24 protein-coding genes are annotated in these 22,885 nt (G+C 66.2%); 16 read left to right on the top strand and 8 right to left on the bottom strand.

Annotation, left to right across the window (positions count from 1 at the left end; all coding sequences use genetic code 11):
- Nucleotides 1-5 precede the first annotated feature (5 nt).
- Nucleotides 6-1,355, top strand: a complete 1,350-nt coding sequence (locus tag K4043_RS17105; protein ID WP_265310170.1) for a metallophosphoesterase family protein — start codon at nucleotides 6-8, stop codon at nucleotides 1,353-1,355.
- 53 nt (nucleotides 1,356-1,408) lie between these two features.
- Nucleotides 1,409-2,044, top strand: a complete 636-nt coding sequence (locus K4043_RS17100; RefSeq protein ID WP_265310046.1) for an inorganic diphosphatase — start codon at nucleotides 1,409-1,411, stop codon at nucleotides 2,042-2,044.
- Nucleotides 2,045-2,068: 24 nt separating this feature from the next.
- Here the strand turns inward: K4043_RS17100 and K4043_RS17095 are convergent, their stop codons facing one another.
- Both K4043_RS17095 and K4043_RS17090 read right to left on the bottom strand, forming a co-directional pair.
- Entirely contained in the window at nucleotides 2,069-2,395 is a 327-nt protein-coding gene (locus K4043_RS17095) for a tetratricopeptide repeat protein (RefSeq protein WP_123728984.1), read from the bottom strand.
- Nucleotides 2,396-2,427: 32 nt separating this feature from the next.
- On the bottom strand, nucleotides 2,428-3,057 hold the full coding sequence (locus K4043_RS17090) for a superoxide dismutase (protein ID WP_265310045.1): 630 nt from the start codon (nucleotides 3,055-3,057) through the stop codon (nucleotides 2,428-2,430).
- A 168-nt stretch (nucleotides 3,058-3,225) separates the two neighbouring features.
- On the opposite strand from K4043_RS17090, the gene K4043_RS17085 reads away from it, so the two are divergent.
- Both K4043_RS17085 and K4043_RS17080 read left to right on the top strand, forming a co-directional pair.
- Nucleotides 3,226-4,641: a deoxyribodipyrimidine photo-lyase gene (locus tag K4043_RS17085; RefSeq protein WP_265310044.1), complete on the top strand. Its 1,416-nt coding sequence runs from the start codon at nucleotides 3,226-3,228 to the stop codon at nucleotides 4,639-4,641.
- A 151-nt stretch (nucleotides 4,642-4,792) separates the two neighbouring features.
- Nucleotides 4,793-5,488 carry an OmpA family protein gene (locus K4043_RS17080; RefSeq protein WP_123728987.1) on the top strand — a complete coding sequence of 232 codons (696 nt, stop codon included), beginning with the start codon at nucleotides 4,793-4,795 and terminating at the stop codon, nucleotides 5,486-5,488.
- Between the two features lie 218 nt (nucleotides 5,489-5,706).
- Here the strand turns inward: K4043_RS17080 and K4043_RS17075 are convergent, their stop codons facing one another.
- On the bottom strand, nucleotides 5,707-6,729 hold the full coding sequence (locus tag K4043_RS17075) for a LysR family transcriptional regulator (protein ID WP_121041912.1): 1,023 nt from the start codon (nucleotides 6,727-6,729) through the stop codon (nucleotides 5,707-5,709).
- 366 nt (nucleotides 6,730-7,095) lie between these two features.
- Here K4043_RS17075 and K4043_RS17070 point away from each other — a divergent pair, with 366 nt between their 5' ends.
- The 6 genes from K4043_RS17070 (at nucleotide 7,096) to K4043_RS17045 (ending at nucleotide 15,128) form a co-directional block, all read left to right on the top strand.
- Nucleotides 7,096-7,869, top strand: a complete 774-nt coding sequence (locus K4043_RS17070) for an SDR family NAD(P)-dependent oxidoreductase (protein WP_123728989.1) — start codon at nucleotides 7,096-7,098, stop codon at nucleotides 7,867-7,869.
- Between the two features lie 93 nt (nucleotides 7,870-7,962).
- Nucleotides 7,963-9,177 carry an efflux RND transporter periplasmic adaptor subunit gene (locus tag K4043_RS17065; RefSeq protein ID WP_265310043.1) on the top strand — a complete coding sequence of 405 codons (1,215 nt, stop codon included), beginning with the start codon at nucleotides 7,963-7,965 and terminating at the stop codon, nucleotides 9,175-9,177.
- Nucleotides 9,178-9,337: 160 nt separating this feature from the next.
- Nucleotides 9,338-12,508 (top strand): multidrug efflux RND transporter permease subunit, encoded by a 3,171-nt coding sequence (locus K4043_RS17060; protein WP_265310042.1) that lies wholly within the window; start codon nucleotides 9,338-9,340, stop codon nucleotides 12,506-12,508.
- Nucleotides 12,509-12,533: 25 nt separating this feature from the next.
- Nucleotides 12,534-13,271, top strand: coding sequence for an SDR family oxidoreductase (locus K4043_RS17055; protein ID WP_265310041.1), 738 nt, complete (start codon nucleotides 12,534-12,536; stop codon nucleotides 13,269-13,271).
- Nucleotides 13,265-14,695 (top strand): efflux transporter outer membrane subunit, encoded by a 1,431-nt coding sequence (locus K4043_RS17050; protein ID WP_123728993.1) that lies wholly within the window; start codon nucleotides 13,265-13,267, stop codon nucleotides 14,693-14,695. Before K4043_RS17055 ends, K4043_RS17050 begins: the two co-directional genes overlap by 7 nt.
- 160 nt (nucleotides 14,696-14,855) lie before the next feature.
- Complete coding sequence (locus tag K4043_RS17045) at nucleotides 14,856-15,128, top strand: hypothetical protein (RefSeq protein WP_265310040.1); 273 nt, start codon at nucleotides 14,856-14,858, stop codon at nucleotides 15,126-15,128.
- 81 nt (nucleotides 15,129-15,209) lie between these two features.
- Here the strand turns inward: K4043_RS17045 and K4043_RS17040 are convergent, their stop codons facing one another.
- The 3 genes from K4043_RS17040 to K4043_RS17030 form a co-directional block, all read right to left on the bottom strand.
- The gene (locus K4043_RS17040; RefSeq protein WP_265310039.1) at nucleotides 15,210-16,082 is read right to left on the bottom strand and encodes an endonuclease/exonuclease/phosphatase family protein; all 873 of its coding nucleotides are present in this window, start codon (nucleotides 16,080-16,082) and stop codon (nucleotides 15,210-15,212) included.
- Nucleotides 16,083-16,180: 98 nt separating this feature from the next.
- Complete coding sequence (locus K4043_RS17035) at nucleotides 16,181-16,849, bottom strand: hypothetical protein (protein WP_265310038.1); 669 nt, start codon at nucleotides 16,847-16,849, stop codon at nucleotides 16,181-16,183.
- A 55-nt stretch (nucleotides 16,850-16,904) separates the two neighbouring features.
- On the bottom strand, nucleotides 16,905-17,315 hold the full coding sequence (locus K4043_RS17030; RefSeq protein WP_259260376.1) for a g-type lysozyme inhibitor: 411 nt from the start codon (nucleotides 17,313-17,315) through the stop codon (nucleotides 16,905-16,907).
- A 271-nt stretch (nucleotides 17,316-17,586) separates the two neighbouring features.
- Between K4043_RS17030 and K4043_RS17025 the strand changes: the two genes are divergently transcribed.
- Both K4043_RS17025 and K4043_RS17020 read left to right on the top strand, forming a co-directional pair.
- On the top strand, nucleotides 17,587-17,754 hold the full coding sequence (locus K4043_RS17025; RefSeq protein WP_265310037.1) for a hypothetical protein: 168 nt from the start codon (nucleotides 17,587-17,589) through the stop codon (nucleotides 17,752-17,754).
- 154 nt (nucleotides 17,755-17,908) lie between these two features.
- A complete protein-coding gene (locus tag K4043_RS17020) occupies nucleotides 17,909-18,217 on the top strand; it encodes a hypothetical protein (RefSeq protein ID WP_123728998.1) in 309 nt (102 codons plus the stop codon).
- Between the two features lie 4 nt (nucleotides 18,218-18,221).
- Here K4043_RS17020 and K4043_RS17015 read toward each other — a convergent pair whose 3' ends face one another.
- Nucleotides 18,222-18,491 carry a hypothetical protein gene (locus K4043_RS17015; protein ID WP_265310036.1) on the bottom strand — a complete coding sequence of 90 codons (270 nt, stop codon included), beginning with the start codon at nucleotides 18,489-18,491 and terminating at the stop codon, nucleotides 18,222-18,224.
- 218 nt (nucleotides 18,492-18,709) lie between these two features.
- Between K4043_RS17015 and K4043_RS17010 the strand changes: the two genes are divergently transcribed.
- The 3 genes from K4043_RS17010 to K4043_RS17000 all read left to right on the top strand — a co-directional run bounded on the left by K4043_RS17010 (nucleotide 18,710) and on the right by K4043_RS17000 (nucleotide 21,138).
- On the top strand, nucleotides 18,710-20,215 hold the full coding sequence (locus tag K4043_RS17010; protein ID WP_265310035.1) for an MFS transporter: 1,506 nt from the start codon (nucleotides 18,710-18,712) through the stop codon (nucleotides 20,213-20,215).
- Between the two features lie 4 nt (nucleotides 20,216-20,219).
- Nucleotides 20,220-20,771 (top strand): TetR/AcrR family transcriptional regulator, encoded by a 552-nt coding sequence (locus K4043_RS17005; RefSeq protein WP_265310034.1) that lies wholly within the window; start codon nucleotides 20,220-20,222, stop codon nucleotides 20,769-20,771.
- Nucleotides 20,772-20,841: 70 nt separating this feature from the next.
- Entirely contained in the window at nucleotides 20,842-21,138 is a 297-nt protein-coding gene (locus K4043_RS17000) for a hypothetical protein (protein ID WP_265310033.1), read from the top strand.
- A gap of 132 nt (nucleotides 21,139-21,270) precedes the next feature.
- Here the strand turns inward: K4043_RS17000 and K4043_RS16995 are convergent, their stop codons facing one another.
- Complete coding sequence (locus K4043_RS16995; RefSeq protein ID WP_265310032.1) at nucleotides 21,271-21,501, bottom strand: hypothetical protein; 231 nt, start codon at nucleotides 21,499-21,501, stop codon at nucleotides 21,271-21,273.
- 510 nt (nucleotides 21,502-22,011) lie between these two features.
- Between K4043_RS16995 and K4043_RS16990 the strand changes: the two genes are divergently transcribed.
- On the top strand, nucleotides 22,012-22,494 hold the full coding sequence (locus K4043_RS16990) for a hypothetical protein (RefSeq protein ID WP_265310031.1): 483 nt from the start codon (nucleotides 22,012-22,014) through the stop codon (nucleotides 22,492-22,494).
- Nucleotides 22,495-22,885 lie beyond the last annotated feature (391 nt).

Genomic DNA, 22,885 nt, shown 5'->3' with positions numbered 1-22,885 from the left:
TGACGATGGCGCTGCTGCTGTGCAGTGGCAGCGCCCTGGCAAAGAAGGACGCCGAGACCGGTGCCGAGCCCAACACCCAGGTGCCGGCCGGCAGCCGTCACTACGCGGCGACCGGCTTTCCGGATCGCTTGGTCGCTTCGCCGGCGCAGGACGCTGCCCGCGGTTTCTCGGTTGCGTGGCGGACCGATACCTCGGTCAAGGCCCCGGTGCTGGAATGGGTGCTGGCCGGTGATTCGCCGGATGTGGGGACGCCCACCCGGATCACCGCCACCACGCAGGCGCTGACCACCGAACTGGGCGCGTCCCATCATCACCGTGCCGATGTGACCGGCCTGCAGCCGGACACGCTGTACCTGTGGCGCGTGCAGGGTCAGAACACGTGGAGTGCCTGGAACCAGCTGCGCACCGCCGGCCGTGCCGACCAGCCGCTCACGCTGTTGTACTTCGGTGACACCCAGAACAAGAACCTCAGCCACGTTTCGCGCGTCATGCGGGCCGGCATCAAGGCCGCCCCGGACGCACGCCTGAGCCTGTTCGCCGGTGACCTGGTCAGCGGCGGCGACGGGCAGGACGACAGCGAGTGGGGCGAGTGGTTCGCCGCCGCCGGCTGGCTGCCGCAGGAAACCGCCGTGGCCCCGGCGATCGGCAACCATGAGTACTTCGAGGAATTCGAAGACACGCCGCAGGAGCGTCGCGTGCTCGGTAGTCACTGGCCGGTGACGTTCGCGCTGCCGCGTAATGGTGTGGACGCCGCGGATACCAGCACCTACTGGTTCGACTACCAGGGCGTGCGCATCGCCGTGCTCGACGGCACCTCCGCACTCGATCTCGGCACCGCCAAGGCGCAGGCCGCCTGGCTGGACAAGGTGCTGGCCGATAATCCTCACCCGTGGAGCATCGTGCTGCTGCACCAGCCGTTCTACTCCCCGCGCGAAGGCCGTGAGAACACCGAGCTGCGCGATGTGCTGCTTCCCGTGGTGCGCCGCCACCAGGTCGATCTGGTGCTGCAGGGGCATGACCACACCTATGGCCGCCGTGGCGAAGGGCAGGGCGCGACGCCGCAGTTCGTGGTCACCGTGGCCGGGCCGAAGCAGTACCGGCTTTCGGATGAAGCCCGTGCCACCATGGCTCCGGTCGGCGAGGACACGCAGCTGTTCCAGGTGTTGAAGATCGATCCGAGCCGCCTGCGTTACGAGGCGCGCACCGTCACCGGCCGCCTGTACGACGGCTTCGAGTTGACACGCGGCGCCGATGGCCGCAAACAGAAAGCCGAACTGACGCAGGGCCGCATCGCCCCCCGTGACTGCGCGCGCGCCCAGACCCTGAAGGGCCGCGCCGACCGTTGCTGGGAATGACCGACCGACCGGCTGGGCCGCTGCGGCGCGCCCGGCCTTCCGTGGAGATCAAGATGATCCATCGCCGTTCCATCGCGCGGGCCGCCTTGGCCACCTCGCTGCTGCTGCTCGCCGGTGCCAGCGTGGCCGGCAATGCCGTCCTGCACCCCTTCCTCGCCGCGCAGCCGAAGAACGCGCCGGACGAAGTGCATCTGGCCGTGGAGATCCCGGCCGGCAGCGTCACCAAGTACGAGATCAAGGAAGACGGTCTGGTCCATGTGGACCGCTTCCAGTCCATGCCGGTGGCATACCCGGCCAACTACGGCTCGATGCCGCGCACCCTGGCCGGCGACAACGATCCGCTGGACGCACTGGTGTTGACCCGCGAGCCACTGCATCCCGGCGTCATCGTGCGGTTCCGCCCGATCGGCTTCCTGAAGATGGTCGATGACGGCGAGCCGGATGAAAAGGTCATCGGCGTGCCGACCGACAAGATCGATCCCACCTACGCCACCATCCGCGATCTGGACGACCTGCCGCTGATCGAACGGCAGCGCATCGAAGCCTTCTTCCGGGTTTACAAGGATCTGCCTGCCGGCCGTAATCCGGTCCAGCTCAACGGCTGGGGTAATGCCGCCGAGGCCAAGGCGCTGATCCGTGCGTCCATGCAGCGCTTCGATGCGCACCAGCGGCGCGCGAAGGGCGATTGATCAGCCATGTGCCATCCCGGGCGATCACGCCCGGCCCGCAGTCGCCTTCTGCAGCCGCCGCAGGAACACGGCCATCTCCTTGACCGCCTGTTTGTCGCCGTTGGCCCCGGCGACAGTACTGCCTTCCTGCCAAGCCTGTGCCGCCGCGTCGGTATCGCCTGCGGCCAGCTGCGCTTTGCCCAGCCATTTCCAGCCCGCCGAGTAGCGCGGATCCTGCGCGACACAGTGCTGCAGATGGATGACCGCCTCCGCGGTGTCACCCGCGTCGAGCAGGGCCTTGCCCAGGCCGAAGCGGAGCAGGGCGCTGTCGCGACCCCGCTCGAGCAGGCGTTGCAGTGCGGGGATATCCATCGGATGCGTCTACCGTGCAGGGCCCGCGTCCATCAACGGCCGCCGGCGGCCTGGTAGCGGCGCGCGACTTCGGTCCAGTCGATCAGTTCGAAGAAGGCGGCGATGTAGTCCGGGCGCCGGTTCTGGTAGTTGAGGTAGTAGGCGTGTTCCCACACATCCAGCCCGAGGATCGGGGTACCGCCGGAGAGGCCCGCGAAGTCGCCCATCAACGGGTTGTCCTGGTTCGGGCTGCTCTCCACCAGCAACTTGCCATCACGGCTCAACGTCAACCATGCCCAGCCACTGCCGAAACGGGTCTGCGCAGCCTTGGTGAAGGCGTCCTTGAACGCTGCGTAGCCGCCGAGGTCGCGCTCGATCGCCTGGGCCACGGCGCCTTCCGGCGTGCCGCCGCTGGCGCTCAGCACTGTCCAGAACAGGCTGTGGTTGGCATGCCCGCCGCCGTTGTTGCGGACGACGTTGCGCACCCCCTCGGGGAGAGCCCCGATATCGGCGATCAGCGCGTCGATGTCGGTGCCCTCGATCCCGGCATCGGTGAGGGCGGCATTGAGGTTGCTGACGTAGGTCTGGTGGTGCTTGGCATGATGGATTTCCATCGTGCGTGCATCGAAGTGCGGTTCGAGCGCGTCGTAAGCGTAGGGCAGGGCGGGGAGGGTGTAGGCCATGTGCATCTCCAGAGGGGAAGCGGGAGGGAGGACGCCACGATAGAACCTCAAGCGTGATTGAGGTCAAGCGTGGCGATGTGGAACAGTGCGGGCCATCCACGCGCGATCGCTGCCTCTCCTTCACCTGCACTGGCTATCATTGCCCTTCGAATCTTCCGGGGTAGTCTCGTGTCGGTAGCGTTGGTGTGGTTTCGCCGTGACCTGCGGTTGCAGGACAACCCGGCCCTGCAGGCCGCTCTGGATGCCGGCCATGTGCCGGTGCCGGTCTACATCCACGCGCCACACGAAGAAGGCGACTGGGCGCCCGGTGGCGCGTCGAACACCTGGCTGCATCGCTCGTTGGCCGCGCTCGACACGGACCTCCGCGCGCGCGGCTCGTCGCTGGTGCTGCGCCAGGGCGACAGTCAGGCACAGCTGCAGCAGCTGATCGAGCAGACCGGTGCGGTCGCGGTGTACTGGAACCGCAAGTACGAGCCGGCCACGCAGCCGCGCGATGCGAAAATCAAACGGGAGCTGCGCGAGCAGGGCATCGAGGCCGAAAGCCACAACGGCAGCCTGATGTTCGAACCGTGGGACGTAGCGACCCAGCAGGGCGGGCCGTACAAGGTGTTCACCCCGTTCTGGCGCAATGCGCTGACCCGTCTGCAGTTGCCGGCCCCGACCCGCTTGCCCGAGCGGCTGCCTGCGCACAGCGCCAGCGGCGAGAGTCTCGACACGCTTGGCCTGGCACCGTCGATTCCGTGGGATCGACAGTTCTGGGACCATTGGCAATCGGGCGAGGCGGGCGCGCACGAGGCGCTGACTGTCTTCATCGATGGGGCGCTCAACGGCTATCGCGAGCAGCGTGATCTACCGGACCGGGTCGGCACCTCGCTGCTGTCGCCGCACCTGCATTTTGGCGAGATCGCCCCGTGGCAGATCGCGCGTCGTCTGCAGGGCGAGCGCAGCGCCAGTCGCGATGCCGATATCGATGGCTACATCCGCGAGCTGGGCTGGCGCGAGTTCTCCTACCACCTGCTGCATCACTTCCCGCAGACCCCGGACCACAACCTCAACCCACGCTTCGATCAGTTCCACTGGGCCACACCGGACCCGGCGGCATTGCAGGCGTGGCAGCAGGGCCGCACCGGCATCCCGATCGTCGATGCCGGCCTGCGCGAGCTGTGGGCCACCGGCTACATGCACAACCGCGTGCGCATGATCGTCGCCAGCTACCTGTGCAAGCACATGCGCCAGCATTGGCGCGAAGGTGCACGCTGGTTCTGGGACACGCTGGTCGATGCAGACTTGGCCAACAACACCATGGGCTGGCAATGGGTCGCTGGCACCGGCGCGGATGCGGCGCCGTACTTCCGGATTTTCAACCCGGTCACGCAGTCGCAGAAGTTCGACCCGCAGGCGCGCTACATCGCGCGCTGGGTGCCGGAACTGGAAGCGCTTCCGTTGAAGGCACGCTTCGCACCGTGGCAATCGCCGCAGTTGCTGGCCGAGCTCGCACCGGGCTACCCGGCATTGCCACTGGTGGATCTGAGCGAGGGTCGGGATGCCGCGTTGGCAGCGTATCGGCATACCGGCGGGGCGTGACCGGCGTCCCGGAAAGGTCGCTTTCGCCGTAACCGTTTACCTGAACAGGGAGCTGCCGGGCGTGCCATTCATCATGCCGGCATCGCGTTCGGCTGTTTATGCTCTTCACCGCCCGCACGCCGGCGCCGTCCGGTAACCAAGGAGAAACCTCATGATTCGACCCGCAACCCGCAACGTGGCCTTGGCCCTGATGACTGCTGCCGCCCTGACGGCCTGCGCCACCGGTGGCTCCTACGTGCAGAGTGACCAGTACGGCAACCCCGTCGAACAGCAGAACCGTACCGGCCGCAATGCCCTGATCGGTACCGCCGTCGGCGTCGCTGCCGGCCTGCTCAGCGGCAACAGCGCCACCGAACGCCGCCAGCACGCCATGATCGGTGCCGGTATCGGTGCGCTCAGCGGCGCGGCCGTGGGCCAGTACCAGGACCGCCAGGAACGCGCGCTGCGCGAACGTACCGCCAACACCGGTATCGACGTCTCCCGTAATGGCGACAACCTGGTCCTGAACCTGCCGGACGGCATCACCTTCGATTTCGGCAAGTCCACGCTGAAGCCGCAGTTCTACGGTTCGCTCAACGGCGTGGCCAGCACGCTGGCCGAGTACAACCAGACCATCATCGAAGTGGTCGGCCACACCGACAGCATCGGCAGCGACGCGGTCAACAACCGCCTGTCCAAGGAACGCGCCGACTCCGTCGCCGCCTACCTGGCCGGCCAGGGTGTGCAGCGCGCCCGCATTGAGACCCTGGGTGCCGGCAAGGCCTACCCGATTGCCGACAACAACACCGATGCCGGCCGCGCGCAGAACCGCCGCGTCGAGATCCGTGTGATTCCCTTGCAGCAATAACAGCGCGCCAGCGCGCTGTTATTGCGTGTTGCGAGCCCAGGTTCGCAACACGAAAATGCCGCCCTTACAGGCGGCATTTTTTGTAGGTACCGGCCGCTGGCCGGTACGCCCGGAACAACTCCGTCCGCTCGCACACCCACACGACCGCACCGCCCAAACGACAACGCCGCCCAAGGGCGGCGTTGTCGTTCATACGGCACTGCGCTGATGAAGCAGCATTACCCCGCGGTCACCGTCTCCAGAATCCGCTTCCCGGCCGCCTGCAGCTCGGTTTCCACCTGGGTCTGCTGCTGCTTGGCCAGCTTCGCGGCCGGGCACTGTGCCAACATGTAGTTGGCGTCGAAGTTCATCTTCTCGACCAGGAAATCGACGAACGCGCGCACCTTCGGCGAGACCAGCCGGCCGCCGGCGAACACCGCGTTGAAGTCCACTTCCGGCCCGGTCCAGCCGGCCAGCACGCGGCGCACCATCCCCGATTCAACGAACGGCTTGGCCATCACGTCACCGGTCAGCAGCAACCCTTCGCCGCACACCAGTGCACCGTTCAACGCGGACGGATCATTGGCCACCAGCAGCGGATTCACCGGGAAATCGAGCAGCTCGCCCCCGTTCTCGCCCAACTGCCAGAAGAAGCGGTTGTTGTTGAGGTTGCGCGCTTTGCGCATCGCCAGGATGCGGTGGAACTGCAGCTCATCTGGATGCAGCGGCTCGCCGTAGCGTTCGATGTAGGCCGGGCTGGCGAATACCTGCGTGCGCAGGCTGCCAAGCTTGCGTGCGACCAGGTTGGAGTCGGGCAGGGTGCCCACGCGCAGCGCAAGATCCGCTTCGCCGGCGATCAGGTCGAGCTTCTCGTTGCCAAGATGCATGTCCAGCTGGATTTCCGGGTACTGGGCATGGAACTGGCCGAGCAGCGGTGCGATCCAGGTGATGCCGATCGAGTAGGGCACGGTGAAGCGCAGCCAGCCGCGCGGGCCGGACTGCAACTGGTTGACCGCGCCTTCGGCTTCTTCGAGCTCGCGTGCGATGCGCTGGCAATGCTCGTGATAGACCGAGCCCGCTTCGGTAAGGCCGAGGCGGCGGGTGGTCCGGTGCAGCAGGCGCGCGCCGAGGCGCGTTTCCAGTTCCTGCACTTTGCGGCTGACCGTCGTCTTGGGCAGCCCCAGAGCAGTGGCGGCGGCAATGAAACTGCCTTGCTCGACCACTTTGACGAAGATCAGCGTGTCGTTGAGATCGTGGGCCATGACGGGATCCAAGGTCGGGGGAGGAGAGAGTGCCGCAAATGATTGTGCCGGGCACGGGATGATTATTCCCCTAAATCCGGACTAATCAAGGGGGAGTTTGAGGACTAATCTGGCGCCATTCCAGATATGAAGGACGACAACCATGTGGTTGCGGAACATTCTTGGCCGCCTGCGTAGCGGCCCAAACGCCCCGCTGGACCTGGCGCTGACCGTGGAACCCCGCTTGGGGTCCCTGTCCCGCAAGGCTTTCCGGGAATTCACGCCGCCTGCCAACATGCAGCGTGGCGGCAGCATTCGCCTTGGCGCCCGTGGCGGTGACCGACTGGGCCGAATTGGGATTATCCCGGCGACGGGAGTGAAAGTCCCATGAATGGGACATTGGCCCCCGAAGTGCTGGTGCTCGGTGGCACCGGCAGCGTGGGCCAGGGCATCGTGGCTGCGCTGCTGGAGGCCGGAAGCCCCGTGCTGGTGGTCGGCCGCGATCCCGCACGGCTGACCGCGCTGCAGGAGCAGTTCGCCGATGAGCCCGGGCTGGAAGTGCTGCTCGGCTCGTTGGGCGATGACGGCTCGGCGCGCACCGTGGCCCAGCGCCTGGCCGGGCGTCGGCGCACGCTGGCGGCTGTGGTCGATGCGATGGGCGGCCCGTACAACCGCGGCCGCGTGACCGACCGCAGCGGCGATGCGCTGCTGCAGGCGCTGCAGGCCGATGTGATGCCACATGTGCACGCCGGTCGGCATCTGCTGCCGCTGCTGCGTGGTGGCGCGCAGACGCGACGCTATGTGCTCGTCGGCGGCCCGGCCGGGTTCAAGCCGTGGGCCGGGCACGGTGAATCTTCCATCACCATGTCGGCCACGCGCATGTACGCGCAGGTGCTCCACCAGGAAGCCCAGGCGCTGGGCGTGCGCGCGCAGATGCTGGAAGTGTCCGACCCGGTCTGTACTCCCGCCAACGCAGCCAAAGCCTGCATCGAATGGCCGAGCGCGCTGCTGGTCGGCCGTCGCGTGGTCTCCCTGCTCGACAACTGCGCCGACAACCGCGCCATCGTCCGCTGCGACGCGCGCGATGCCGAACTGCCGCGCGGACTGCTGCATCTGGATTGGCCTCCCTCGCTGTCGCGCAACACCGCCGGCACCGCTTGACCTTCACCTAGGTTCAGGTCCCAGGCTACGCCCCCACGTCGCCCCGTCTCTTCGATTTCCCTGTATCACCACCCCTACGTACGGATGCATGTCATGACTTCTTCCTCTTCCACCCCGCACCGTTTCACCCGACGGCTGGCCCTGGCCGGCGTGTCGATTCTTGCCGCCGCGGTGCTGACCGCCTGCAGCGGCAGCCATGCTGAAGAAGCCGGCATGCCGCCGCCGCCCTCGGTCAGTGCCGCCCCGGTCCTGGTCAAGCAGGTCAGCCAATGGGACGACTTCAGCGGCCGCGTCGAAGCGGTCGAAAGCGTTGAACTGCGCCCGCGTGTCTCCGGCTACATCGACAAGGTCAACTATGTCGAAGGCCAGGAGGTCAAGAAGGGCGATGTGCTGTTCACCATCGATGCCCGCAGCTACCGCGCCGAACTGGACCGCGCCACCGCCGAGCTCAACCGCGCGCGCACCCAGGCCCAGGTGAGCCGCAGCGAAGCCGACCGTGCCCGCCGCCTCTCCGACCAGCAGGCGATCTCCACCGAGACCTGGGAACAGCGCCGTGCCGTGTCCGAGCAGGCCCTGGCGCAGGTGCAGGCCGCTCAGGCGGCTGTCGATGCGGCCCGCTTGAACATGGAGTTCACCCAGGTGCGCGCACCGATCAACGGCCGCGCCGGTCGCGCGATGGTGACCGCCGGCAACCTGGTCACCGCCGGCGACAGTGCCAGCGTGCTGACCACGCTGGTCTCGCTGGACAAGGTGCATGTGTACTTCGATGCCGATGAAGGCACCTTCCTGCGCTACGCCCAGATGGCGCGCAAGGGTGAACGCCCGAGCGAGCGCGACAGCGAACTGCCGGTGAAGGTCGGCCTGTCCGGTGAAGAGGGCTTCCCGCACGAAGGCAAGGTCGACTTCCTGGACAACCAGGTGACCCGCAGCACCGGCACCATCCGCGTCCGCGCGCTGCTGGACAATGCCGACCGCGCCTTCACCCCGGGCCTGTTCGCCCGCGTGCAGCTGCTCGGCAGCGGCCAGTTCCAGGCCATGCTGATCGATGACAAGGCCGTGCTGACCGATCAGGACCGCAAGTTCGTCTACGTGGTCGACAAGGACAACAAGGCACAGCGCCGCGATATCGAACTCGGTCGCACGGCCGACGGCCTGCGCATCGTCGAGCAGGGCCTGAAGGCTGGTGACCGCGTGATCATCGACGGCGTGCAGAAAGTCTTCATGCCCGGCATGCCGGTCCAGGCCAAGGCGGTTGCGATGCAGCCGGTTGCCGCACCGGTAGCCGCGCCGGCTGTTGCAAAGAATTGAAGGGCTGCCGACTGACCGTCGGTTCTACATAGCAGCCGACCAACGGTCGGCTCTACCGTGACTGCCATCGCCCCGTGCAGGGGAACCCGCCACCGCTGTCGCCTGCGACAGCGGCCGGGGTCGTGCACGCCGGCGCTGGTGAAACCCCAGGAATCCACCCATGGACTTTTCCCGTTTTTTCATTGACAGGCCGATCTTCGCGGCGGTGCTGTCGATCGTGATCTTCGCCGCCGGCCTGATCGCGATTCCCATGCTGCCGATCAGCGAGTACCCCGAAGTGGTGCCGCCCTCGGTGGTGGTGCGCACGGTGTACCCGGGCGCCAACCCCAAGGTGATTGCTGAAACCGTGGCCACACCACTGGAAGAAGCGATCAACGGCGTGGAGGACATGATGTACATCAAGTCCGTCGCCGGCTCCGACGGCGTGCTGCAGATGACCGTGACCTTCCGCCCGGGCACCGACCCGGACGAAGCCGCGGTCAAGGTGCAGAACCGTGTGGCCCAGGCGCAGGCGCGCCTGCCTGAAGACGTGCGCCGCCAGGGTGTGTCCACCCAGAAGCAGTCGCCGACCTTCCTGATGGTGGTTCACCTGACCTCGCCGGACGGCAAGTACGACTCGCTGTACCTGCGCAACTACGCGCGCCTGCACGTCAAGGATGCCTTGGCACGCCTGCAGGGCGTCGGCGATGCACAGATGTTCGGTGGCGGTGACTACGCGATGCGTGCGTGGCTGGACCCGGACAAGATCGCCGCCCGTGGCCTGACCGCCAGCGACGTGGTGCGCGCGATGCGCGAGCAGAACGTGCAGGTCTCGGCCGGCCAGCTCGGCGCCGAACCGATGCCGAGCAGCGACTTCCTGACCCTGATCAACGCCCAGGGTCGCCTGCGCAGCGAGCAGGAGTTCCGCGACATCGTGCTCAAGGCCGGTGACGACGGTGAAGTGGTGCGCCTGTCCGATGTCGCCCGCCTGGAACTGGGCGCCGGTGACTACACGCTGCGCTCGCAGCTGGACGGCAAGAACGCGGTCGGCATCGGTATCTTCCAGGCCCCGGGTGCCAACGCGCTGGAGATCCGTGACTCGGTGATCCATACGATGGACGAGCTGACCAAGCAGTTCCCGGCCGGCGTGAAGTACGAAGCGGTGTACGACACCACCATCTTCGTGCGTGACTCGGTCAAGGCCGTGGTCTCCACGCTGCTGGAAGCGATCGCGCTGGTGGTGCTGGTGGTGATCCTGTTCCTGCAGACCTGGCGCGCCTCGATCATTCCGTTGATCGCCGTGCCGGTGTCGATCGTGGGTACGTTCGCGGCGCTGTACGTGCTGGGCTTCTCGATCAACACCTTGACCCTGTTCGGGCTGGTGCTGGCGATCGGCATCGTGGTCGATGACGCGATCGTGGTGGTGGAGAACGTCGAGCGCAACATCGAAGAAGGCCTGACCCCGCTGGCCGCGGCGCACCAGGCGATGCGAGAAGTGTCCGGGCCGATCGTGGCGATCGCGCTGGTGCTGTGCGCGGTGTTCGTGCCGATGGCGTTCCTGTCGGGCGTGACCGGTGCGTTCTACAAGCAGTTCGCCGTCACCATCGCGATCTCGACCGTGATCTCGGCGATCAACTCGCTGACCCTGTCGCCGGCGCTGGCCGCACGCCTGCTGAAGCCGCACGGTGCACCGAAGGATGGCCTGACCCGTCTGATCGATCGTCTGTTCGGCTGGATCTTCCGTCCGTTCAACCGCTTCTTCAAGACCAGCTCGGAGAAGTACCACGGTTCGGTCGGCCGCCTGCTGGGCCGCCGTGGCCTGGTATTCGTGGTCTACGCGGGCCTGCTGCTGGCCACCGGTCTGATGTTCAAGGCGGTGCCGGCCGGCTTCATCCCGACCCAGGACAAGCTGTACCTGATCGCCGGTGTGAAGCTGCCGGAAGGCTCCTCGATCGCACGGACCGACGCCATGCTGGCCAAGGTCGCCGAGATCGCGCGCAACACCGATGGCGTGGCGCACACGATCCAGTTCCCGGGTCTGAACGCACTGCAGTTCACCAACACGCCCAACACCGGTGTGGCCTTCGTTCCGCTCAAGCCGTTCAGTGAGCGCAAGGGCCGCACCGCCGCGCAGATCAATGCCGAGATCAACGCCAAGATCGCCGGGCTGCAGGAGGGCTTCGCGTTCTCCATGATGCCGCCGCCGATCCTCGGCCTGGGCAACGGCAATGGCTACCAGATGTTCATCCAGGACCGTGGCAACCTCGGTTACGGCGCACTGCAGACCGCGGTGAGCACGATGCAGGGTGCCGTCGCGCAGACCCCGGGCATGGCGTTCCCGATCACCAGTTACCAGGCCAACGTGCCGCAGCTGGATGCCGAAGTGGACCGCGTCAAGGCCAAGGCCCAGGGCGTGGAACTGAACGAGTTGTTCGACACCCTGCAGACCTACCTGGGCTCGTCGTACGTAAATGACTTCAACCAGTTCGGTCGTACCTGGCAGGTGATTGCCCAGGCCGACGGCCAGTTCCGTGACAGCGTGGAAGACATCGGTCGCCTGCGTACCCGCAACAACCGTGGCGAGATGGTGCCGATCGGCTCGATGGTCACCGTGAAGGAAACCTACGGTCCGGATCCGGTGCTGCGCTTCAACGGTTACCCGGCGGCCGATCTGGCCGGCGAAGCCGACCCGCGCATGCTGTCCTCGGCCGAGGCCATGGCCAAGCTGACCGAGATCGCCGGGCAGGTGCTGCCGGTGGGCATGCAGACCGAGTGGACCGACCTGAGCTACCAGCAGGCCACCCAGGGCAAGGCCGCCTTCATCGTGTTCCCGGTAGCGATCCTGCTGGCGTTCCTGGTGCTGGCTGCGCTGTATGAAAGCTGGTCGCTGCCGCTGGCGGTGATCCTGATTGTCCCCATGACCCTGCTGTCTGCGTTGTTCGGCGTATGGATGACGGGCGGTGACAACAACGTGTTCGTGCAGGTCGGGCTGGTGGTGCTGATGGGCCTGGCATGCAAGAACGCCATCCTGATCGTCGAGTTCGCCCGAGAACTGGAAATGGGCGGCAAGGGCATCGTGGAGGCTGCACTGGAAGCGTGCCGCCTGCGTCTGCGCCCGATCGTGATGACCTCCATCGCGTTCATCGCCGGCACCATCCCGCTGGTGATCTCGCATGGCGCCGGTGCGGAAGTCCGCTCGGTGACCGGTATCACGGTGTTCGCCGGCATGTTGGGCGTCACCCTGTTCGGCCTGTTCCTGACCCCGGTGTTCTACGTGGCCCTGCGCAAGTTCGTCAGCCGTAATGGCGGCGGGCAGCTGGTGACCCACGGCGAACCGACCATCCACCACTGATTCCTTCCCCCGCGAGGTTTTTCCCATGAATACCGCTACCCAAAAGATCGCCCTGGTCACCGGTGCCACCCGCGGCATCGGCCTGGAAACCGTCCGTCAGCTGGCCCAGGCCGGCGTGCATACGCTGCTGGCCGGGCGCAAGCTCGACGTCGCCGTGGCCGAGGCGCTGAAGCTGCAGGCCGAGGGCCTGCCGGTGGAAGCGATACAGCTCGACGTCGGTGATGCCGCCAGCATCGCCGCCGCCGTGCAGACCGTGACCGAGCGCCACGGCCGCCTGGACATCCTGGTCAACAACGCCGGCATCCTGCTCGACGACGTCAAGCTGGCCCCCTCGGCGCAGACCCTGCAGACCTGGCGCGATACCTTCGACACCAACGTGTTCGCGGTGATCGCTGTCACCCAGGCGTTCCTCCCGCTGCTCAACGCCTCGCCGGCTGGCCGCATCGTCAACGTGTCCAGCATCCTGGGCTCGCTGACCCTGCACAGCCAGCCGGGCTCGCCGATCTACGGCTTCGCGGTGCCGGCCTACAACGCCTCCAAGAGCGCGGTGAATGCCTGGACCGTGCAGCTGGCCTATGAGCTGCGCGAGAGCACCACCAAGGTCAACACCGTGCATCCGGGCTACGTCAAAACCGACATGAACGGTGGCGAGGGTGAGATCGAAATCAGCGAAGGCGCGCGTTCCAGCGTCGGCATGGCACTGATCGATGCCGATGGCCCGAACGGCAGCTTCACCTACCTCGGCGAGGTGCTGCCATGGTGATCCGCCTGTTGACCGCGGCCGTGACCAGCGCGCTGCTGGCCGGCTGCGTCAGCGTCGGCCCCAACTACCAGGCGCCGCCGGCCGAGCCGGTGACCCTGCAGGGCGCCGCCGCGCCGGTGTTCACCACCACCTCGCCGGTGGCGAGCTGGTGGGCCCAGTTCGACGACCCGGTGCTGGAGCAGCTGGTGCATGAAGCACTGGGCACCAACCTGGACCTGCGCATCGCGATGTCGCGCGTGCGTGAGGCCCGCGCGGTGTTTGTCGAGCAGCGTCTGGACCAGTTGCCGCACGTGACCAGCGGCGGCAGCTACGACCGTCGCAAGCAGCCCGATGCAACGGTGGGTGGCGAGCGTGTGTTCAGCGAAAGTTACCAGCTCGGCTTCGATGCCGGCTGGGAACTGGATCTGTTCGGCCGCCAGCGCCGTGCCGCGGAAGCAGCGCGCGCGGACCTGGGCGCCGAGCAGGACAACCTCGCCGATGCACAGGTCACCGTCGCTGCCGAAGTGGCCCGCAACTACTTCGAACTGCGTGGTACCCAGAAGCGCATCGCGGTGGCAAAACGCACCCTGGTCAACCTGCGCGACACCCAGAAGCTCACCGAAACCCGGTGGGAACTGGGCGCCGGCAGCGAACTGGATGTGCAGAGCAGCCGCGCGCGTCTGAAGGCGATCGAGGCCGACATCCCGCTGCTGGAAGTGGCCGAAGTGCAGTCGCGTCATCGCTTGGCGGTGCTGCTGGGCCAGCGCCCGGATGCGCTCGACAGCCTGCTGCAGCCGCGCGAGATGCGGCCGTACGCCAAGGCGTTGCCGCTCGGTGACACCACCGATCTGCTGCGTCAGCGCGCCGATGTGCGCGTGGCCGAGCGTCGGCTGGCTGCGGCGACCGCGCGCGTTGGCGTGGCCACGGCTGACCTGTTCCCACGGATCAGTCTGAGCGGGTTTGTCGGGTTCCTGTCCGGTGATGCCAGTGGCCTGGTCAACGGCAGCAACAAGGCATGGTCGGTCACCCCGTCGATCAGTTGGGCCGCGTTCGATTTCGGCACGGTGAAAGCCCGGTTGCGCGCGAGCAAGGCGCAGGCCGACGGTGCCGCGGCCGAGTACGAAAAGGCCGTGCTGCTGGCACTGGAAGACACCGAGAACGCACTGACGCGTTACGCCAAGCAGCAGGCCCGCCTGGCGATCGTCGCCGAGCAGGCCCAAGCGGCAGGGCGCGCCGAGGAGTTGGCGCAGATCCGCTTCCGCGAGGGCTCGGAAGACTTCCTGACCCTGTTGGATGCACAGCGCACGCAGCTGGCTGCAAATGATGCGCTCGCCGAGGCCGAATCCACGGTCAACGTCAGCGTGGTCGGTGTGTACAAGGCCTTGGGTGGTTGGGGCCAGCAGCAGGATGCGGCCAACACCCCGGTGGCGGTCACGCAACGCTGACCGGCGCGTGGCTCAGGGGGCGGCGAGGGCGCCGTTCCGACAGCACGAAAGGCAACAGCCGTCACATCCGCTGCGCAGTGCGTCGCGGTTGACGGCTTTGCCTCTGCACGGTTTCTGCGCACGGTGCTAAAAGCGTGGGTCGTTTTCTGGAGTGGCCCGCATGCAACCCAATCCGTGGCGTCCTGTCCGCCTGCATCTGCACGACCCGGGACCTGCATCCGGCGCGGGACTTTCCCGTGGCGTGATCGCGCTGTTGGTGGTGGCGATCCTTGCGGTGGTCACGGGATTCTGTTGCCTGACCGAAGGTCTGTTCGAGATCGGCCTGATCGCCACCGGTGTGTTCATCGCCATCGGCGCGCGGATCTGCCAGGCACGTGAGCAGCACCAAGCGCTGTACCGGCTGCTGCAGCAGATCGATGAGCGGCAGACGTGATGCGGTGATGGACGCGCATGGCCGCCGGGCGGCCATGCTGAAGCCGATGGACGGTGCTGTGACCGCCCATCGCGCGTTTCCTTACTTGCCCGTCGTCGTGCCCGCGGGGAACCGGAGTTCCGCCTGCACCGGGTAATGATCCGACGGCAATACGCCACCGGGCTTCTGGTCCAGCGTGCTGAAGCTGTCCACGCTGAAGCCGCGCACCAGGATCCAGTCCAGCTCCACCGTGGGCTTCCCGGTGAAATCATGGAAGGTCAGGCGCGGGCCATCGACCTTGCCAGCGAGTTTGCGAGCATCGCCCAACGCGGCGGTAAAGGCTGTGTAGGTGTCGCTGCCCGGCTCGCTGTTGAAATCGCCGGTGACGACCACCGGGATGTCCTTGGGCAGTGCAGCCAGACGGGAGACGATCAGCTTGGCACCGAGCACGCGGCGTGGCTCATCCTCATCGCGGTAGGGCAGGTGGGTGTTGAACAGATAGAAACGCTGGCCGTCGGCCTGACGCTGGAACAGCGCCCAGGTCACCATGCGCGGGAACAGGTTGCCCCAGGTGATGCTGCCCGGCACGTCCGGTGTATCGGAGAGCCAGAAGTCGCCTGACTCGATCACCTTCAGGCGCGTGTTGTCGTACAGCACGCCCATGTGTTCATCGCCACTGCCGCCGCGCCGGTCCCTGCCGAACAGGGTATAGCCGGGCAGGTGCGAGACCAGATAGTCGCCCTGTTTTTTGACCAGTTCCTGGGTGCCGATGACCTCGGGCTTCTGCTCGCGGATCAGCGTGACCATCGCATCGCGGCGGTCTTCCCAGCGCTTGCCCGGATCGGTGTCGGCCGGTGTGCGTACGTTGAACGACATCACCTTCAACGCATCCGGTGCCTGCGCCCAGGCGCTGCCCAGCGGGGCGGCGAGCATCATCAGGGCCAGCAGCGCGGGCCGATGGAAACGAGACAGCATGTGGAATCCCTCCATTCCATGAAAACGTTCCCAAAGGGTCGCATGGAAGGGCGGGGGAAGGATATGCGGGACATGGCGGTTGGTCGGCAGTGGCGCCCTCAGCTCGAGAGCAGGATCACGCCGATCGTCATGTTGATCGCAGCGCCGAGTACCAGTACCCACAGGGTCGAGAGGATCGTGTTGAGCCACGAGCGCTGCAGCGCGACCTTCAGCCACCCGGCCTGGACCACCGCATACCACACCGCGGCAAGCACGCCGACCGCGATGCCCAGCGTGGTCGACAGCTGGCCCGGCAGCCGCACGAACACCATGCTGGTGGACAGGGCCACCGCGAACGGTGCAGTCAGGTAGCACTGCATGAAAAACGGGCGGCGCAGCGACTCGCGGGTCATCGGCACGTGCTTGCGCCGCAGCAGGTGCGTGGTGGTCACCAGCGGCCAGATCGCGAACGTGATCGAGCGGTACAGCAGCAGGCTCTCTTCATTGCCGAAGATCGAGCGCGACAGCGCTCCGGTTCCAACCACCTGCTGGTGCAGCATCAGCTCCACCCCGTGCGCGACCAGCACCGCCAGCATCAGGAACATCGGCGGGCTGATCGCATCGTCGAACTGGCGGTCCAGTTTTTCCTTCAGCTCTGTATCCACGTATTGCGCCATCCGGCGCGGATACACGACCACGCGGTACAGCGTGCGCGGGAAGAACAGGAACCAGGTACACAGCTCGTAGAGGAACTCTTCCAGCGACCGCAGCAGTTTGAGGAAGTCCATCCCGGGGCCCTTGCGTGGACGAAGCCGACACCCCCGAGCATACCCGGGGCGGGGCTCAGCGGATGGCGACCGTCAGGCTGTGCGGTGCCTTTTCGTTGCGACGCGCCTGGGCACGCATCTGGTAGACCTGCACGACATAGGTGCCGGTGGTCGGCAAGGTGCCGCTCCAGCGTCGCTTCTCGTCGTTGCTGCCCAGTGCCTCACCCTGGCCGGGCGTCACGCCGGGGGCAAACACATTGAAGTTGGCGTTGGGACTGCCGTCGATCGTCACCGCCATGGTCTGGCCGGCCCGTGCGGCGATCGTGTACCGAACGGTGTCATAGCCGGACAACGTGCCGCGCAGGGTGGCGCTGCTGGCGCCCTTGGTGAAGTGCACGGGAGTGGTGGTGACCTTGTCCGCTGCGGTGGCCAGCATCGGCGTCAGGGCGAGCAGGGTAGTCAGCAGCAGCGAGCGGAGCGGCGTCATGGCATGTCCTTGGTGGCCCCCGACCGGGGCGTTTCGTCTCGAGCATGAGCGCGATCCGATCAAGGAATTGTCGAGGATCTCCACTTCACTGCCGACGGGTGATGAACGCCATGTGCTCTATCGGTGCCGTTTCCCAGTGTGTTCTGAATTGTTTACGCAGGTGCCCGGCGCGTGCATGCGCAAGCGCCCATCACGCACACATGGGTAACGCCGGCAGGCCTAGCGTGGATTCACCGGCACCACTTCGATGCCGAACACCGGAGATACGGCAATGGCCAACACCCCGAACCCGCAGCAGGGTCAGAATGATCCGCAGCGCAACGCCCCGCAGCAGGAGCAGCAGGATCAGCGCGATCGCGATGCCCAGAAGCAGCAGCAACAGCAGGACCAGGATCAGCAGGGCCAGCGCTCGGGCCAGCAGAGCGACCAGGAAGAATAAAGCGGGTCCGCACGCACCGTGGCCCGGCCGGGTTGGCCGGGCCGTTCGTGTTGCCGTCAGCGAGAAAGCAACGCGTGTTACTGAACGTCTTCCAGCGCTCGCCCGGCTGACCGGCTACCATGCCCGCATGAGCATCCCCGTACCAGATAGCAGCGTGCCGCGCCTGCTGGGTTTTGACGTCCCGACATTGCAGACCATTGTCGATCACGGCGCGGATGAGGCCATTGTCGCCATGCTCGATGTTGTTCCCGATGCCCACTGGTTGAAGCTGTTCGACGAACGGGTGGCCGCGCTGAAGGGCGAACTCGGGCTGGCCGGTGTCGAACTCGACGGCACCTCGATTCTGTTCTTCGGCTCCATCTCGGACAGCCGCCGCCTGGCGACCGCCGTGTCGGCCCTGATCAATGCCATCAACATGGAAGTGGCCGGCCACACCGATCCGTTCCAGCCGACGGCGCCCTAGCTCCTCACGAATCGATACGGCACGCGCGCAGCAGCGCACTGTCACTCAGGCCCGCATCTGCCGTGCGATACGGAGCCGGGCAGGTGCCGCGGATCTCGGTCACCCACATCACCATCATGCCGACGATGCGATGGGCCTCGGCAGGCCATTGCGCGATCAGTCGATCATGGATCGCGTCATACACCGCCCAGCGCTCAGCGGCCGACACCCCGCCTGCCCAGCACTGCGCCAACTCGGCCTGCGCCAGCCGAAAAACTTCTTTCTGTCCGTCCATAGCGTTCCCCCGACACAATCCATACCGGGCAGGCGCCTGCCTGCCCGGGTGAGCCCCCTGCAATGAGGTAAACGCAGTTGGGGCGGCGCAGCGGCCAGCGCGCAGCGCGCGGTGCGCACACGGCGCGTCGCCGCAGGCTGAACGCATCGGCGGTACACGGGTCAAACAAAACAGGACGTCCTGTATAGTTACGATCCCGTTGCCCCTCCTGACGCCCCATGACCCCGACCAAGACCCAGCGCTGGAGCCTGCTGCTCACCGTAGCCGCCGGCCTGTTGCTGATCACCCTCGACAACTCGGTGCTGTACACCGCCTTGCCCACGCTGACCAAGGAACTGGGCGCGACCCCGCTGCAGGGCCTGTGGATCATCAACGCTTATCCCCTGGTGATGGCTGGCCTGCTGCTGGGTGCCGGTACGCTGGGCGATCGCCTGGGGCACCGCCGCATGTTCCTGATCGGCCTGGCGATCTTCGGCATCGCCTCGCTGCTGGCCGCGTTCGCGCCGGATGCCAATCTGCTGATCGCTGCGCGCGCGCTGTTGGCCGTAGGTGCAGCGGCGATGATGCCGGCCACCCTGGCGCTGATCAGCCTGACCTTCGAAGACGAGCGCGAGCGCAATCTGGCGATCGCGGTGTGGGGCTGTATCTCCATCATCGGCAGCGCCATCGGCCCGATCGTCGGCGGCGTGCTGCTGGCGCACTTCTGGTGGGGCGCGGTGTTCCTGATCAATGTGCCGATCGTGCTGCTGGCCATGGTCGGGGCGGTGCTGTTCGCGCCGCACGGCACGCCCGATGCAGGCAAGCCGTGGGATCTGATCTCCTCGCTGCTCAGCCTGGTCGCCTTGTCCGGGCTGGTGGTGGCGATCAAGGAGGTCGCGCATGCACCGCCGAACTGGCCGCTGGCCGGCGGGGCCGCGCTGATCTTCGTTGTCGGTCTGGTGCTGTTCCTGCGTCGCCAGCGCCGCCTGCCGTATCCGATGCTCGACGTGGCCATCTTCCGCAATGCGCCGTTCCTGGCCGGCGTGCTGTCCGCGGCGTTCGCGATGTTCGCCATCGCCGGCCTGCAGCTGCTGACCACCCAGCGCTTCCAGCTGGTCGCCGACTACACCCCCTTGCAGGCGGGCCTGCTGGTGTCCGTGGTGGCGATCGGGTGCCTGCCCAGCGCCATTTTCGGCGGCATGTTCCTGCACCGCGTCGGGCTGTTGCCGTTGATCACCGTCGGGCTGGGCGTGGGCACCGCCGGTGTGGTGCTGGTCGCGGCCACCTTTGGCGGCCACCTCGGCTGGACCCTCGCCGGGCTGCTGCTGACCGGGCTGGGCATGGGCGCCACCATCTCCGTGGCTTCCACCGCGATCATCGGCAACGTGCCCCCGCACCGCGCCGGCATGGCGTCGTCGGTGGAGGAGGTGTCCTATGAGTTCGGCAGCCTGTTCGCGGTGTCCCTGCTGGGCAGCCTGATCGCCGCGCTGTACTCGGCCACCGTGACGCTGCCGGACGGCGTGGACGCCGGTGCGGGCCAGAGCATCCAGCAGGCGCTTGCACTGGCCGCACAACCTGGCGGCGACGCCGGGTGGCTGTCAGCGGCCAGCACCGCGTACGACGCCAGCTACGTTTGGGTACTGTATGTGATTGCCGGGGTGCTGCTGGTCGGCACCGTCACCACCGGCGTACTGCTGCGCCGCCATGGCCCCGGCACGGCCACCACCGTCTCCCACGCCCACTGAGCCCATGCGCCCGAGCAACCGAACCAACATCCTGGATGCCGCCGTCCGCGTGATCGAACGCGACGGCATCACCGCGCTCACTTTCGAAGCGGTCGCCACCGAATCCGGCATCGCCCGGGGCGGGTTGCTGTACCACTTCCCCTCGCGCGATGCGCTGCTCCAGGGCATCCACCAGCACCTGGCCGGCGTGTGGGAGGCGAGCATGATCGATGCGGCCGGCAAGCCGGGCGAGGCCGCGGCTGCGACTGAACGCTACCAGGCCTACGCACTCACCTGTGCCCAGACCGCGAGCCGGGCCGAGCTGCAGCTGATGTTCGATGCAGCCGCCACCGACGAGAACATGCAGCCCTGGACCACGGTGGTGGAGCGTTGGTCGCCGCCCACGCCGCAGGACCTGAGCGACCCGGCCGCGCTGGACCTGTTCATCGCCAAGCTCGCCGCCGACGGCATGTGGGTGTTCGAAGCGCTATCGCGCTCGCGGCTGGCGCCGGAGGTGCGGCAGGCCATCGCCGACCGGCTCGCGCAGACGATCGCGGCCGCCTCGAAGACAGCGTGATGACTGCCATGCGGGTACCCTTGGCGGTTCACTTCTTGAACGACGGGAACGCCTGATGGATTACCAGCTTGTGATCAAGTTCTGGCGAAAGTCGCTGGACGACGAGGCCTTTCTGGCCACGCTGGAGGCCGAGCTGACCACGGCGCTTGGCAAGGCCGCCACGCTGGACGGCTACGACGTCAGCGCGAAAGAGATCAACCTTTTCATGTTCACTGCGGATCCGCGCCCGACGTTCCGGAAGACCAAGGATGTTCTGGAGGGGATGGGCGTGCTGCACAGTGTGTCGGCGGCGTACCGCCTGGTGGGTGGTGCGCAGTTCACTTCGGTGTGGCCGCTGCGGATGGCGCGGAAATTTACGTTGCCGTGATGGGCTGAGCGGCTGTCTTGCTGGCGGAAGACGGGCACAAAAACGGCTATCGCCTGCGCGAGAACCATTTGCGTTTTCGGAGTGCGAATGTCCGCGCGCGGTACGGCAGGCCAAAGAGCAGCCCATCAACGGTTACTTCTGGGGTTGGGCCAGACGTTCTTTGAGGCAGTCCATGACTTTCGCAGCATAAGCTTCCGACTTTGGATCCAAGGATCCCATGTCCTCACAGATCAGATGTCCGCGTTTATCAGAGAGGCTCAGAACGCGCTGCCCTACGGTGGAAATGAGCAGAAGAATAGTTGTGCCGATTAATATCCATGCCACATTTTTGTACTGCGCCGGGCGTTGCAGTGGGTCTTGCATACGGTCTCCTAAAGGAGAGGGACGTTGCCAGATGCGTCGCCCTTGCGCCAGTCGGGACCTCCTTTACGATACTTGTATGACTCCCTGCTCCTGCACCTCCCTCACGCCGTCACCTGCTCGCGGGCAATCGGATCGAGGAGAAGACGGCTGACCCTGGACTGTCCCGGACCGAAATGAGGTCGCTGACTAACTGAGGAAAGCCCAAGGGTGTCCGCGTTTCGGGTCCGGGTCTGGACAAATCGGCCGCACATGGCCGAGCCATACCCACACCAGGCCGGGACTCACCCTGTACCGCCGCAGGTCACGCCCGGCCAATCTGTGCTCGCCGGATCCGGGGGGGGGGGGGGGGGGGGAGGCAGCCAACCACGGGGGCCGGGGCGCCTAAGCAGCGTCCCTCTGGCAGCGCGTACTCAGCTATGCCTATCCCGTCATATTTTTCAGCGGACAGGCTGGGTAGACTCGGTCGGCGCGCATGATGCGTGCACTACGCCAATTCAGAGGACGATAGTCATGTTGAAAGGATTTACACCTCTCGCCGCAGCTGCGCTTTGCCTGCTCGGCCTGTCCGCCTTCGCCCAAGACGCCGCCGCCGCTCAATGGGTCGATAGCGGCCGAAGCGCATACTTCAGACACAGCGCTTATATCGCCGCTGAAGACTACACCTGCAACGCCAGCGCAGCTCCGATCACTGGTTTCCCGGGCACCTGCGCTAACGATGCGGTCAGCGGCTGGACAGCCAACTACAACGCCTCCAGCGCAGAGGCAAATGGTCAGCGCATGGCCTGCAACCACAATCCGCACCAGATGGGCTCGACTTGCTACGGCGTGTCTTATGCGATCAACGGATACGCTTACGCTGGCGATCTGCCGTCCGCGTGCAGCGTCGGCACGCGCGCGGTGGTCTATTTCGCCCTCATAGAAACCGTCGAGATCGAGCACGAAGAGCTCGATGTGAACATGGTCCACTCGGCGACGGAGTATGTCTGCCAGTAAGCCGACCACAGGATGCCGCCGCCGAGCGCGGCGGTGTTCTGTACGTAGGACGTAACGGTTACGGCCAGTCGCGGATTCTGAGATGCCTGGCCGTATCCTTCGAGCATGCTGCCGCCCCAAGACATTCCCGGATTCATTATTCCATTTCGCCCCACGGGCTGGGTGCATTGCGGTGAGCACTGGGGGCTATGAAGGGGGAACCATCAGAACGCCAGCATGCAGCCAGACGCCCGGGGCATCCGAATCGTCTTGGCCTGCAGGAAGCTATGGCAGGAGCCGGTGACCCGTCCTGCCATAGGTTGACACCTGTGGCGGATGATCCAGCCGCCGCTAGGCGGCCAGAGACGCCCGATGCACCGCATCGGGCGTCTGCATTTTAAGGGACAGATGT

Source organism: Stenotrophomonas sp. SRS1, assembly GCF_026130205.1.
GTDB classification, from domain to species: domain Bacteria; phylum Pseudomonadota; class Gammaproteobacteria; order Xanthomonadales; family Xanthomonadaceae; genus Stenotrophomonas; species Stenotrophomonas rhizophila_B.
The sequence above is the reverse complement of the archived record's forward strand: the minus strand, read 5'-3'. Positions and strand labels throughout refer to the sequence as shown.